Genomic DNA, 14045 nt, shown 5'->3' with positions numbered 1-14045 from the left:
GAAGCGAAGAAGGAGGCATGCGCCATGACAACTGACTGGAACTTCGAGGCGACGTACCTCGAACTACGTGACATCTTTTACGACCGTGGACCGATCCATCCGGTCGACAACCCGACACTCGTCTTGTTTAACGATTCATTAGCCGCTTCGCTCGGCCTTGATGCGCAAACACTCAAACAAGACATCGCCTTACTTGCCGGCAATCGTCAAACCGAGACGTCTTTCTCTCAAGCTTATGCCGGACACCAATTCGGCAACTTGACGATGCTCGGGGACGGACGCGCCCTCATGCTCGGAGAACATGTGACTCCGAACGGGAAACGTGTCGATGTGCAACTGAAGGGTTCTGGACCGACAGAATATTCTAGAGGGGGTGACGGACGTGCCGCACTCGGGCCGATGGTACGCGAGTTCATCATCAGCGAGGCGATGCACGCTCTCGGCATCCCGACGAACCGGGCGCTCGCCGTCGTTCAGACAGGGGAAGCCATCATGCGTCAAGGTCCGAAGCATGGAGCGATCCTGACTCGGGTCGCCTCAAGTCATCTTCGTGTCGGAACATTCCAATTCGCGGCAGGCGCCGGCTCCATCGATGACGTCATCGCTCTTACTGAAATAGCCATCAAACGACACGACCCAGACTTGATCGATGCACCGAATCGCTATGAACAGTTCCTCGGACGCGTCGTCGAAAGACAGGCGAGACTGATTGCCAACTGGCAACTTGTCGGGTTCATTCATGGGGTGATGAATACGGACAATATGTTCATCAGCGGAGAAGGTCTCGATTACGGACCATGCGCGTTCATGGACACGTATCATCCGGAGACGGTCTTCAGTTCGATTGACCGAGACGGACGTTACGCTTATGCGAATCAACCATATATCGGGTCTTGGAACCTCGCCCGACTCGCAGAGACATTGCTGCCGCTCCTTGGCGAGACGAAAGAAGAAGCGGTCGATGTGGCGAACAAACAACTCACCCGTTATACCGAGTTGTATAAAGAAGCATACTTTACCGGACTCGCGCATAAGATTGGCCTATTCGTCCGAAAAGACGGTGACGATGCGCTAACGGATGAACTGCTTCGGTTGATGGTAGAGACGGAGGCAGATTATACGAATACGTTCCGCTCGTTGACGCTCGGTGAGATTGAATCGCTCCCATTCGCAACTCGGGAAGACGGGAAGGCGTGGATTGACGCTTGGCGAAAACGCCTAAGCGAACAAGGTCTCCCGGACGAGGACGTCAGTCGAATCATGCGCCAATACAACCCGGCCGTCATTCCTCGAAATCATCATGTCGAAAAAGCGATTCAAGCAGCAGAACGAGGCGACTTCGGCCCGACCGAGGCGCTACTCACGATTTTGCGTGACCCCTATAACTACAATCAACCGTCTGAGTACGTATCAGCAGGTCCACCGCGGACGTATCCGTATCAAACGTTTTGTGGCACGTGAACCATCTCGCTTTTGCGAGATAGTTTTTTGAAACTTCTTTTTATTTCTTACGTAATATGGAGTGCTCTTAATTCGAAAGGAAATGATCATGATGAATGAAATGACACTCGCTTATTGGAATCAATATTGGAAAGATAGTGAAGAGCATCCGCCGACTGATGTCGAAGCGTTTCAATTCGGAGATGATGCCAATACGCTAGCCGAACTGGTCGTCTCTGGAAAGAAAACCGCAACATGTTCCGCACATATACTTTATGAGATTGAGAATGAACCACTCCCTTACGTCGGGCAGTACGCAATCGTTCTCAATGCAGCGGATCGACCAGTTGCCATCATTCAAACGACTGAAGTTACGATTCAGGCGATGAATGAGGTATCCGAAGCGTTTGCATTAGCCGAAGGTGAAGGAACATACATCGAATGGTGGGACATCCATGAGCGATTCTTTAGTGAGTTACTTTATTCGTATCAATTGTCGTTTGCACCAAATATGAACATTGTCTGTGAACGATTTACAGTAGTGGATCGATTCAATGCGAAAGAGTGATTGAACGGGAAGATGACATCGAGTGAAGAATAAATTTTTGATAAAGACCCGAGCGTCACTCTCGACGTTCGGGTTTCTCTGTTTCTGCAAATCGATTCATAATAGCTGGTTTAAGATGAAGAGTTGTTAAATACATATTCTGACTACTAAGTTAGATGATTGGAATCTGATAACGGCCAGGTTACCAGATTTTTCATGCCGTTTTTCTTACTGTAAAGATCTTCATAATCCTATGTTTTTCATAAAAGAAACCGCTTTAACAACAGCTTTTTTCGGGTTTAAGCTCATAAGGAGCAATGTATACATGTAGATTTGTATACTTATGTACCGTTTTCAAAAAATTACTTAGTTAGATCAATGTGGCTCTGAACATTCAGCAAGGACGAAGCAAGAATAGGAACTGATCAACGAGAGGTTGTCGACAAGCAACACAATCTTGATCGCGATCCTTTGTGAGATTGCACAGGTGAACAGAACCTACGACTATCGACGAATTATCATGACAGTCAACCATAGGACGATACCAATATGGACTAACGCATTCAATAAGAAGCGTATCTATCGTTTCATATGGTTCCTTGAGATTTCTTCAGTCATCCATCAGAAGCGAAAGTGTTACAAAAAGTCGTTCCCGTAGCACTGACCAAGAACCTGATAAACCGAGAATTTAGCCTCTCACGACTGAATGAGAAATGGTGTATTTACGTCATGGAGTTCTAATATGGACCTGGTATCTTGGTGAGAGTATGACGATTCGATTGTCGCCTACGGCTTCTGAGAATCCAACACACTGGGTTCGTCTTCCGGACGATGACCCCAGCAATTGCTGGGCTATGTACAGGAGCTGGTTCGAGGACCTATAAAGATCGTCGGTTTTGAGGTACCCTGAAATTCGCAATATACTATGTGCTTTAGTTCCAGGTTTGTAACGAACCCACACCAGCCATCACGACCTACATATACAAACAGATCGTCTCTAGAAACAACTAAACGACTTAAGTTCTGTTAAATACAGGACTCAAGCCGTTTAGTCTAATTTTTATTTATTGCTCTATCTACTTAATGAGGAGCAATTCATGATGTGTCAGAATTTTTTTAAAGTTGATAAATAGTTTTTGGTGCACTTGATTCTAATTATTCCTCTTTTTTATTTTTGTCAAAAAGACTCCCAATCCAAACGATAATTCCTATAAAGATTGGGAGACCTAAAATAAAAGTAAGTAAGTTTTTCGGCACGATTTCATTATATATATATAACAACACTATTGATAAGACGATAATAACTAAATATTTAACAAACGTTTTCACTAACTACCATTCCTTTAATATTATTTCAATTCAATATAGTCATTTTTAGGCTTACTATCTCTAGCATCAATCCACTTAGCTAATCCAGTACCTAAATCCATATAGTTCATCGCCCATGCTGACCCTGCTCCTACCGCGACTGCTAATTTCGGTGCTCCCCAAGCTTTCAACCTACTTACCACTGTTTTAGTAAATATTCGTTGTGCTTCTTTTTTTCCCTTCTTGATAATAAATTGGGATACGCCTCCAGCTACCCCTCCCACAGCCATACCAAAGAGCGTATTAAAAGTAGCTGCTGCAAATTTAACACTAACTCTTGCTTGAAATGCGTTTGCTTCTTGAGTGCTAAATGCATCAATAATTGTATCTTTTATTACAAACTCTTTTTCCTCTTCATTCTGAATTTCCTCAATATTTTCTTCTAATTGTTCTTGGGCTACAGGTAAGTCATTGTAAATGCCAGAACTCTTATCAAAGAAGTCAGTTAATACTTCAGCAAAGGCCTTATCTTCCTCCATGTTATCAAATCCATATATAGTAATTTGTTCTTCTATTAAAGCATCAAACAACTGTCTTTGCTCTGGACTCATTTCATCAACAGATGGAATATTTTCTACAGCCTCTTCTAAATCAAAATCATCTGATAAAACTTCTTCACTCAGCTCTACTTCTTCGAATGAATGGAGTGCAGAAGTAGAAACCAAGACATTATCTAATGTAAATTGATTTTCTTGCTCTTGTGCTTTGCTATCCTGTGTTGGGATTGAGCTTAAAACGAATACTACAGCTGTAACCAATGATACTTTGCCTAGAAATGATTTTTTCAAAACGGTTCCCCCTAAAGATATTTAATATTATCCAACAAAGGACAAAGTACCAAAAAAAGGATTAATAGACAATATTATTTCAACGTGAATTTACTTTTTTTTAAAAATAATAGAAAGAGTGAGCAATGTCAAAATACACATTGCTCACTCTTTCTATTTCTTTTGCTTCATCATCAAAACATCTCGAATCATCTCGTATTCTTTCCTTTCATTTGAAGAGAGTAATTCAAGATACTCGTCAATCATCGTTGAAATGATCGCATCTGCTGAATCTGCTTTGCCCATCGTCACTAACGCTGATAATTTATTTTTTGTAAGGTTTGATACACGAACAGTGCTTGATCCTATATTGACCGAGTTCTTAGCTACCCGTTTATTTGAGGTTTCTTTCTGAGACGTGGTTTTCGATCCCACTGTTTGATATTCCGATACCTCAGCCTTATATTTTTATTGAGGCGCTTCACCTTTAGGGTATCTTTATCTAACTTTAGTCGATCAACCAATTCAGCCACATTTGACCGGTGTGGCAATCGGTGCACTCTTCACTTCTTCGTTCTACGTCACAACAGGTCGCTTGCCGTTTTGGAGTGAGGAAGACGAGGTATGAAATTCTTCTATAACATACTTTCGTCAGTGGTTGGAGTTCTATATTTTACATATATCGTCCACCTGTTTCGAATCGGTTTTACGACCCCGCTCTACACTTAGATTTCAATGCTATTGACGATTGGAGTCATCGCCTTGTGGCTTTTCAACAAACGACCCGAACGTCGCTCTTGACGCTCGGGTCTTAATATTATTCTGAATCCCGAAAAGGAAACGATACAGACGAAGGCTCCGGTAACGAATCAGCGAGTGCCAACAACTCTTCTTCCGAGATATTTCCTGTCACGATAATCAGTTTGCCTTGGGTTAAATAGTATAAACCGTTCCCGTATGATTGCTCCAATACATACGGTTCTGGCTGTTCCGACATCTCCCCTTCTACTTCAGTGAAAGAATCCGTCGCAATGATACTGATGAGGCGTGTCTCATCATATAACGTCCAAAGCTTCACCGGCCAATCGCTACCTGAATAATCAGCGCTGATGGCCTCCATCTCTTTATTAGGAAGATCTAATCCATGAGCGAACGCTGATGATGTCTCTGGAATCCCAAAACGTTGCATGCCACGCTGCGCCCATCCATTTCTTTCATCATGGATGAATACGCCAAACGGGTTCTCACGGTCAGGGACGGTCATCGCAACTAAACCGATCCCCCCGACCATCGTCTCCGTTATAATGTGATCCTTCGACAAGTGTCTTGTCGAGCCATCTTCATATTGAAGGGTGATTTGTTCCACGACCGCGTCTGAGACCCGTTCCGTGCCTGGTTGTACTTCGGCAATCGTCGTCCCCGTCACGTCTACGTCGGGGAATTGCGATTCATCGATCACTCCCTCCTGTTCTACCTCTTCCACACCCGCCTTCTCCACAGCCTTCGTCTCTTCTGACGGTGTACATCCAGCCAGTCCCAACATAAGAACACATACTATTCCGATTCGTCTCATCTCATATCCCCTTTTCTACGCCTATCTCTTCAAATTCTACCAAAACACAAAAAAACCTTCTTCAGAGAATCAATCTCCAAAGAAGGTGTATATCTTACTTACGCAACTCTTCCAAACGGGCGCGGACCGCGTCACGCTTGTCGAGGTAATCTTTTTCTTTTGCTTTCTCTTCGTCGATGACGTGAGCCGGCGCCTTGGCGATGAAGCCTTGGTTTCCGAGTTTCTTCTGTACGCGCTCGACTTCTTTCTCATACTTCGCCACTTCTTTTTCAAGACGGGCGATTTCTTCTTCGAAGTTGATGAGGTCTGCGAGTGGGATGAAGAGCTCCGCTCCCGTCATGATTGCTGACATCGACTTGTCCGGAGCCGTGAGGCCACGTCCGATTTCAAGCTCTGTCGCGTTCGTGAACTTACCGATTGTCATTTCATTCGCGCTCAAGTACCCTTGTGTCGCATCGTCGCTCGTCGAGATGAAGAGCTGGATCGGTTTCGACATCGGTGCGTTCACTTCGGCACGGATGTTACGAACCGAGCGGATGACGTTCATCACAGCTTCAAACGCTGGAACCGAATCGGCGAAGTGAAGGTCGTCACAACGCGTCGGGTAGCTTGCACGAACGATTGAATCGCCTTCGTGCGGCAAGTGTTGCCAAATTTCTTCTGTAAGGAACGGCATGAACGGGTGCATGAGACGCATGATCGAATCGAGCGTATGCGCGAGGACCGAACGGGTCGTGTGCTTCGCTGCTTCGTCCTCACCGTACAACGTGAGTTTCGCCATCTCGATGTACCAGTTACAGAACTCTTCCCAAATGAAGTTGTACAAGTAACGACCGGCTTCACCGAACTCGTATTTGTCGACGAGACGTGTCACTTGATCGATTGTGTCGTTCAAGCGTGTCAAAATCCACTTGTCAGCAAGCGTCTTCTCACCCGTGAGGTCGATGTCTTCGACTTTGAGTCCATCCATGTTCATGAGTGCGAAACGACTTGCGTTCCAAATCTTGTTCGCGAAGTTCCATGTCGACTCGATCTTCTCCCAATAGAAACGAAGGTCGTTCCCTGGTGTCGAACCTGTGAGGAGGAACCAACGGAGTGAATCCGCTCCATACTGGTCGATGACTTCCATCGGGTCAACGCCGTTACCGAGTGATTTCGACATCTTGCGTCCTTCCGAGTCACGGATGAGACCGTGGATGAGGACGTCATTGAACGGTTGCTTCCCTGTGAACTCGAGTGATTGGAAGATCATCCGTGATACCCAGAAGAAGATGATGTCGTATCCTGTGACGAGCGCGCTCGTCGGGAAGTAACGGTTGAAGTCCGGTGCGTCCGCATCCGGCCAGCCCATCGTTGAGAACGGCCAAAGTGCTGACGAGAACCATGTGTCGAGGACGTCTTCGTCTTGTGTCCAGTTCTCACTGTCCGCTGGCGCCTCTTTCCCTACATATACTTCACCTGTCTCGTTATGGTACCAAGCCGGGATGCGGTGGCCCCACCAAAGTTGACGGCTGATACACCAGTCGCGGATGTTCTCCATCCAACGGAGGTATGTGCCTTCGAAACGTTCTGGAACGAAGTTGACTTTCGTGTCGTCGTTCCCTTGTGCTTCGAGTGCCGCTTTCGCGAGTGGCTCCATGTTAACAAACCATTGTTTCGAAAGGTATGGCTCGATGACTGCGCCTGAACGCTCTGAGTGACCAACCGAGTGCGTATGTGGCTCAATCTTCACGAGTGTACCGTCCGTCTCAAGGTCTTTCACGAGTTGCTTGCGGCATTCGAAGCGGTCGAGCCCTTCGTACTTGCCTGCGTTCTCGTTCATCTTCCCGCCTTCATCCATGACGAGGATGCGTGGAAGCTCGTGGCGGTTTCCGATTTCAAAGTCGTTCGGGTCGTGTGCTGGCGTGATCTTCACGCAACCTGTACCGAACTCCATGTCGACATAGTCGTCTGCAACGATTGGAATCTCGCGGTTCATGACTGGAAGCATGATCGTCTTGCCGATGAGGTGTGTGTAACGCTCATCTTTCGGGTTGACGGCAACCGCCGTATCACCGAGCATCGTCTCAGGACGTGTCGTCGCGATTTCGATATGACCTGAACCGTCAGCGAGGGGATACTTCATGTGATAGAACGCACCCTCGACTTCTTGATAGATGACCTCGATATCTGAAACGGCCGTCTTTTGAGCCGGGTCCCAGTTGACGATGTATTCGCCACGGTAAATCAATCCCTTTTCGTAAAGACGGACGAATACTTCTTGAACGGCTTTTGAGAGCCCTTCGTCGAGTGTGAAGCGCTCACGCGAGTAATCGAGACCGAGACCAAGTTTTGACCATTGGTCGCGAATCGTCTTCGCATACTCGTCTTTCCATTCCCACGTCTTCTCGAGGAACTTTTCACGTCCGAGGTCGTAACGCATCACGCCTTCTTCACGGAGCTTTTGCTCGACTTTCGCTTGTGTCGCAATCCCAGCGTGGTCCATCCCTGGGAGCCAGAGCACGTCATAGCCTTGCATACGCTTGAGGCGTGTCAACAAATCTTGGAGCGTCGTGTCCCAGGCGTGACCGAGGTGAAGTTTCCCGGTAACGTTCGGTGGTGGGATGACAATCGTGTACGGTTGTTTCGAATCGTCCTCGTCTGCTTTAAATACATCGTTCTCTAACCAGTAGTCGTACCATTTTGACTCCGTCGCACTTGGGTCGTACTTCGTCGGCATGGTGATTTCATTTGTCTCATGGGCCATGTGTGGCGCCTCCTCTATGTTATTGGTGAACACAAAAACGGCTTCTCTCGTCCTATACGCTAAGGACGAAAGAAGCCGTGATCTTCCGCGGTACCACCTTAGTTCGCCAACAAGTGGCGCCCTCAAAATCGAATAACGGTCGATGGACCGAACTTTCTTACTCCATTCAGAAAGTTAGCTCCGAGGCGACTTCCGCGTCCATCCCTCGCAACCTTTCACCAAGCGGTCGCGTCTCTAAAAGGAATGGAGGATGCGTACTACTCCTCATCAATGCTTTTCATCGTATCTGTTAAATAATTGTAGCGACAGAAACGTCAGCAGTCAAGATTAGAGTGAAAACTCTTCTTGAAGCTCCTTGAACGTCGCCTCGACCGCTGCGATCGTCTTCTCGATATCCTCGTCCGTATGAGCCGTCGAGAGGAACAATCCTTCGAACTGTGACGGTGGCAAGAAGACGCCGCGCGCCGCCATCTTCTGATAGTACGAACGGAACATCTCGAGGTTTGCCGACTTCGCTTTCTCGAAGTTCGTCACTTTCTCGTTCGTGAAGAAGAAACCGAACATCGAGCCAGCGCGGTTCGTGTCGTGTGGGATGTTGTATTTCTCGCCTGCTTGCGTGAAGCCTTCCGCGAGACGGTCTGCTTTACGCTCGAACTCGGCGTAGTGCTCCGGTTTGAGTTGCGAGAGTGTCGTGTAACCGGCAATCATCGCAAGTGGGTTACCCGAGAGCGTCCCAGCTTGATAGATTGGACCTTGTGGTGCAATCTGTTCCATGATTTCACGTTTCCCACCGTAAGCGCCGACCGGAAGTCCGCCGCCGATGACCTTACCGAGACACGTGAGGTCTGGTGTGACACCGAAATACCCTTGTGCACAGTTGTACCCGACACGGAAGCCCGTCATGACCTCATCAAAGATGAGGAGCGCACCGTTTTGTTCCGTGATCTCACGAAGTCCTTCGAGGAACCCTGGTTGTGGTGGCACGAAGCCCATGTTTCCTGCTGCTGGTTCGACGATAACGCCAGCGAGATCATCACCGTATTTTTCAAAGGCGACGCGGACTGCGTCCAAGTCATTATAAGGAACCGTGAGCGTATGGCTCGCAAGCTCTTTCGGTACACCTGGTGAGTCTGGAAGACCGAGCGTCGCGACGCCAGACCCGGCTTTGATGAGAAGCGAGTCACCGTGTCCGTGGTAACATCCTTCGAATTTCAAAATCTTTGTCTTCCCGGTATAGCCGCGTGCGAGGCGAAGTGCCGCCATCGTCGCTTCCGTTCCCGAGTTGACCATGCGGACCATCTCGATCGATGGGACACGGTCGATGACGAGTTCTGCCATCTTCGTTTCAAGCTCGGTCGGCGTCCCGAACGTCCAGCCTTTTCCAGCTTGTTCTTGGATCGCTTTCGTGACGACCGGATCACGGTGACCGAGGATGAGTGGTCCCCATGAGAGGACGTAATCGATATATTCGTTGCCGTCGATGTCATAGACGCGTGAGCCTTCACCGCGTTCGGCGAAGATTGGCGTCATGCCGACCGATTTGTAGGCACGGACCGGGCTGTTGACACCGCCTGGCATGAGCGGGCGGGCTTGTTCGAACGCTTCTTGTGAACGTGTTTGGTTGTATGTCATGCGTAGTCTCCTTCCAAATAGCGACAGACGTCTTTTGCGAAATACGTGACGATGAGATCGGCGCCGGCACGTTTGAATCCGACCATCGTCTCCATGACGATGCGTTCTTCGTCGACCCAGTCGTTGAGTGACGCGGCTTTGATCATCGCATACTCTCCGCTCACGTTATACGCCACGATCGGCATATCGAGTGAGTCGCGCATGTCACGGATGATATCCATGAACGCGAGAGCCGGTTTGACGATCATGAAGTCGGCACCTTGTTCCACATCCGATTGTGACTCGCGGAACGCCTCGCGACGGTTCGCCGGGTCCATCTGATACCCTTTACGGTCGCCTTCTCCAGGAGCTGATTGGGCTGCGTCACGAAACGGTCCGTAATAGGCTGATGCATATTTGACGCCGTAGCTCATGATTGGAATGTGGCTAAATCCGTTCTGGTCGAGACCTTCGCGGATAGCTGCGACGAATCCGTCCATCATCGAGCTCGGTGCGATGATATCGGCACCCGCCTGTGCTTGCGTGATCGCCGTTTGGACGTGAAGGGGTAGCGATGCGTCGTTATCGACGTCCCCATCCTTCACGAGACCACAGTGACCTGTCGACGTGTATTCACAGAGGCACGTATCGGCGATGACCGTGAGCTGTGGCGCCCACTCCTTCACTTTACGGATCGCCTCTTGGACGATACCGTGGTCATGATACGCTTCACTACCTTCTGGGTCTTTATGTTCCGGCACGCCGAACAAGAGAACAGATTGGAGACCGAGGTCGACGATTTCTTTGATCTCTTCTTCGAGTCGGTCAAGTGAATAATTGAAGACGCCAGGCATCGAGCTGACTTCACGTTTAATGTTAGTCCCTTCAATGATGAAGAGCGGGTAAATCAAATCTTCTTTTCGAACATGATTTTCACGTACGAGGGCACGCATCGACTTCGATGAGCGAAGACGACGGTGACGGTCAAACTGGTTCATGAAAAATCCTCCCCTACACACTGTATTAATGCATCCATAGTATAACATTCTGGAACTCGTACCGGTAACGTCGACACTTGTCGGACCGCGCGTTCGGTCACTTCGCCAATGGCGTACCACGTCCCGTTGAAGTGGGACAAGTGTGGTGTGAGTGCATCGACGGCCGACGGACTCAAGACGAGTAACGCCTTCACCGTCTCGAGTTGTTGTTGTTGGTCCGAGGTCAATCGGATTGGAATCGTCTCATAGACGACCCAGTCCTGTACATGAGGCAACATCGACATATGGGACGTGTTCGCCAAATTGCCACGTGCAAACAAGACGACATCATCGGTCGAAACAACGTCAGATAACTGCTCAAAAAGCGCCTCACCCGTATACGTCTCCGGCATGAGCGAGACGGTAAAGCCCTCCGCTTCAAGCGCCCGCTTCGTCTTCTCCCCGACAGCGGCGACCTTGACGTCACGCGTCAGATTCCGAAGGGCTTGCACCGCGTTTTGACTCGTGACGACGAGCCAATCGAATCGTTCCACGGGTGGCGGTGTATGCGTCTCTCTCGTCTGAATGAGCGGGACATGATGAACGGAAAGACCGCTCGCCTCGAGCCGTGCCCGTTGCGAAGCGGTCATTCGTTTCGTCCCCGTGTACCAAACGTCACTCATTGACCGAGGCGAGGATTTCACGCCCGCCACGACCGAGCAATTCTTCTGCTACGTCCATTCCGAGTGCGATTCCGTCCGTTGACGTTTTCGTCACACGGAGCACTTCTTTCCCGTCCACTGACGCGATGAGACCTGTCAGTGTCACATCGTCACCGTCGACCGTCGCATAACCGCCGACCGGTACGTGACAATTTCCTTCAATCGCTTTTAAGAAAGTACGCTCCGCTGTAGCCGCTTTCGCTGTCACTTCATCATGCAACAATTGAAGCACTGCCGTCACTTCTGCGTCGTCCTTGCGGCTCTCGATGGCGAGTACGCCTTGTCCGACAGCAGGTACCATGACGTCCGGGTCAAGCGCTTCGAAGTCGACACGATCTGTCCACCCCATCCGTTCAAGTCCGGCTTTCGCGAGCAAGATGGCATTGTAGTTCTCGGCGTCTAACTTCTTCAGACGCGTGTCGATGTTTCCACGAATCCATTGAATCTCAAGGTCAGGACGGGCTGCCAAGATTTGAGCACCACGACGGAGTGAGCTCGTTCCGACAATCGAACCTTTTGGAAGCGTCTCGAACGTGTAGCCGTTCTCACAGATGAGGACGTCACGCGCATCGACACGTTTCGGCATGCAGCTAATATAGAGTTCTTCTGGTAGTTCGGCCGGAACGTCTTTCATGCTGTGTACGGCGAAATCGATGTCCCCATCGAGCATCTGTTGTTGAATCTCTTTGACGAACAACCCTTTCCCACCGACTTTCGACAATTGCACGTCGACGATTTGGTCACCTTTCGTCACGATTTCTTTAATCTCGAACTCGTTCTTTGCTCCAGCTTGCTTCAACTGCTCGATGACCCATTTTGTTTGAGTCATGGCGAGTTGGGAACGGCGTGAGCCGACAATGATTTTCCGCATGTTCAATCTCTCCTTCATAGAAAAAGGCGACACGCGTCGCCTTTTTGTCTTGTTAGCGCATCAATGCGCGAAGTGGTGCTTTGGCAGAAGTGGCATCTGTTTCTTCCACTTCGTCTACAGGTTGTTCCGGCAACTCGACATCAAGTCCGAACGTCTCGATGAATTGAGCGATTCGAACGTTCGCGTCCGGTTGAGCCGCTGCATCTTTAATGTAGTCAATCGGGTCACGAAGCATTTGATTGATGATCGACTTCATGTGCTTCCCGATGACTTTCTTGTCTCGTGCTGACAAATGGTCGAGCTTACGCTCAAGACTCGTCATCGTATCTTCTTGAATATCAAGGGCACGAGCACGCAACTCGTTCATGATTGGCACGACACCAAGCGTGATGAGCCATGTTTGGAACTCTTGAATCGCTTCATCGATTTTCATTTCAATCTTTTCAGCCTCGACGAGACGCGCTTCAAGATTTTTGTTTACGATTCCATTCAAATCATCGACATCGAACAAATGCACACCCGGAAGTGTCGCGACCGCTGGATCGATATCTCGCGGCACAGCGATGTCAATGAGAAGAAGCGGACGTTCGCGGCGCAGCAACTGCGCAGCCGCTACATCGTCGTATCCAATAACGGCATCCTTCGCCCCGGTCGAACTAATCAAAATATCTGCATCAAGTAATCCACATGCGATCTCACGAATCGAATGGGCACGGCCTTTGAACTTATCCGCTACAGCTTTTGCTTTGCTCTCCGTCCGGTTGAAGACAGCGATTTGTTTCGCACCAGCTTCAAATAAGTTGAGTGTCGTCAATTCACCCGTCTCACCGGCTCCGACGACGACGACTTGTTTGTCTTCAAGCTGTTGATACATCTCTTGTGCGAGCGTCACGGCAGCCGAACTGACCGATACAGACATTTCCCCAATTTGCGTGTCCGTATGGGCGCGCTTGGCGAGTGTAACCGCTTCTTTGAATAATTTGTTGAAGACCGTTCCTGTCGTTCCATGCTCCTGGGCACGGAAGAAACTCGTCTTCACTTGACCTAAAATTTGTGTTTCTCCGATGATCATCGAGTCGAGGCCCGACGTGACACGGAACAAGTGGCGAATCGCCTCTTCCCCTTCTCGAATCGACAAGTATGGTGTGAACTGCTCCATCTCTAGGTTGAACCAGTTCGCCAAGAAACGTTTCGTGTAATAACGTCCAGTATGGAGTTGATCTGTCACGACGTACAGCTCCGTCCGGTTACACGTAGACAAAATAACCGACTCGAAAATGCTCTTCTCTTCGCGAAGTGCAATCATCGCATCCACGATTTCTTGCTCCCCAAACGAGAATTGCTCCCGAATCGCGACAGGGGCTGTCTTGTTATTTAGTCCAACGACGACAATATACATGTATCTCTTCCCCTCATCTAAATT

General features: G+C 48.9%; 11 protein-coding genes and 1 other annotated feature. Of the genes, 2 read left to right on the top strand and 9 right to left on the bottom strand.

The genetic code is table 11. From position 1 onward, the window contains the following. The first annotated feature begins 24 nt into the window (after positions 1–24). On the top strand, positions 25–1461 hold the full coding sequence (locus KNO68_RS01190) for a protein adenylyltransferase SelO (protein ID WP_214730799.1): 1437 nt from the start codon (positions 25–27) through the stop codon (positions 1459–1461). A gap of 91 nt (positions 1462–1552) precedes the next feature. Further along, positions 1553–2008 (top strand): ASCH domain-containing protein, encoded by a 456-nt coding sequence (locus tag KNO68_RS01185; RefSeq protein ID WP_215111942.1) that lies wholly within the window; start codon positions 1553–1555, stop codon positions 2006–2008. Between the two features lie 1328 nt (positions 2009–3336). On the opposite strand, the gene KNO68_RS01180 is transcribed toward KNO68_RS01185, so the two are convergent. The 9 genes from KNO68_RS01180 to hemA form a co-directional block, all read right to left on the bottom strand. Next, complete coding sequence (locus KNO68_RS01180; protein ID WP_215111941.1) at positions 3337–4143, bottom strand: hypothetical protein; 807 nt, start codon at positions 4141–4143, stop codon at positions 3337–3339. Between the two features lie 153 nt (positions 4144–4296). Further along, complete coding sequence (locus KNO68_RS15075) at positions 4297–4557, bottom strand: DUF5388 domain-containing protein (protein ID WP_215111940.1); 261 nt, start codon at positions 4555–4557, stop codon at positions 4297–4299. A 382-nt stretch (positions 4558–4939) separates the two neighbouring features. Next, positions 4940–5695, bottom strand: a complete 756-nt coding sequence (locus tag KNO68_RS01170) for a hypothetical protein (RefSeq protein ID WP_078146540.1) — start codon at positions 5693–5695, stop codon at positions 4940–4942. 94 nt (positions 5696–5789) lie between these two features. Further along, on the bottom strand, positions 5790–8441 hold the full coding sequence (locus tag KNO68_RS01165) for a valine--tRNA ligase (RefSeq protein WP_215111939.1): 2652 nt from the start codon (positions 8439–8441) through the stop codon (positions 5790–5792). Positions 8442–8499: 58 nt separating this feature from the next. Further along, positions 8500–8721: a binding site (T-box leader), on the bottom strand. Between the two features lie 47 nt (positions 8722–8768). Next, entirely contained in the window at positions 8769–10073 is a 1305-nt protein-coding gene (gene hemL / locus KNO68_RS01160; protein ID WP_215111938.1) for a glutamate-1-semialdehyde 2,1-aminomutase, read from the bottom strand. Next, entirely contained in the window at positions 10070–11050 is a 981-nt protein-coding gene (hemB, locus tag KNO68_RS01155) for a porphobilinogen synthase (RefSeq protein ID WP_015881120.1), read from the bottom strand. Before hemB ends, hemL begins: the two co-directional genes overlap by 4 nt. Then, complete coding sequence (locus KNO68_RS01150; protein WP_215111937.1) at positions 11047–11679, bottom strand: uroporphyrinogen-III synthase; 633 nt, start codon at positions 11677–11679, stop codon at positions 11047–11049. Before KNO68_RS01150 ends, hemB begins: the two co-directional genes overlap by 4 nt. A 25-nt stretch (positions 11680–11704) precedes the next feature. Beyond that, positions 11705–12622, bottom strand: a complete 918-nt coding sequence (hemC, locus tag KNO68_RS01145; protein WP_215111936.1) for a hydroxymethylbilane synthase — start codon at positions 12620–12622, stop codon at positions 11705–11707. Between the two features lie 52 nt (positions 12623–12674). Next, entirely contained in the window at positions 12675–14021 is a 1347-nt protein-coding gene (hemA, locus tag KNO68_RS01140; protein WP_215111935.1) for a glutamyl-tRNA reductase, read from the bottom strand. Positions 14022–14045 lie beyond the last annotated feature (24 nt).

Origin of the sequence: Exiguobacterium sp. s75 (assembly GCF_018617145.1) — a bacterium.
GTDB classification, from domain to species: domain Bacteria; phylum Bacillota; class Bacilli; order Exiguobacteriales; family Exiguobacteriaceae; genus Exiguobacterium; species Exiguobacterium profundum.
The sequence above is the reverse complement of the archived record's forward strand: the minus strand, read 5'-3'. Positions and strand labels throughout refer to the sequence as shown.

What these genes read in the sequence shown, in the direction of transcription:
- KNO68_RS01190 (WP_214730799.1), top strand. Translation starts at nt 25, where the DNA reads ATGACAACTGACTGGAACTTCGAGGCGACGTACCTCGAACTACGTGAC.
- KNO68_RS01185 (WP_215111942.1), top strand. Translation starts at nt 1,553, where the DNA reads ATGAATGAAATGACACTCGCTTATTGGAATCAATATTGGAAAGATAGT.
- KNO68_RS01170 (WP_078146540.1), bottom strand. Translation starts at nt 5,695, where the DNA reads ATGAGACGAATCGGAATAGTATGTGTTCTTATGTTGGGACTGGCTGGA.
- KNO68_RS01165 (WP_215111939.1), bottom strand. Translation starts at nt 8,441, where the DNA reads ATGGCCCATGAGACAAATGAAATCACCATGCCGACGAAGTACGACCCA.
- hemL (WP_215111938.1), bottom strand. Translation starts at nt 10,073, where the DNA reads ATGACATACAACCAAACACGTTCACAAGAAGCGTTCGAACAAGCCCGC.
- hemB (WP_015881120.1), bottom strand. Translation starts at nt 11,050, where the DNA reads ATGAACCAGTTTGACCGTCACCGTCGTCTTCGCTCATCGAAGTCGATG.
- KNO68_RS01150 (WP_215111937.1), bottom strand. Translation starts at nt 11,679, where the DNA reads ATGACCGCTTCGCAACGGGCACGGCTCGAGGCGAGCGGTCTTTCCGTT.
- hemC (WP_215111936.1), bottom strand. Translation starts at nt 12,622, where the DNA reads ATGCGGAAAATCATTGTCGGCTCACGCCGTTCCCAACTCGCCATGACT.
- hemA (WP_215111935.1), bottom strand. Translation starts at nt 14,021, where the DNA reads ATGTATATTGTCGTCGTTGGACTAAATAACAAGACAGCCCCTGTCGCG.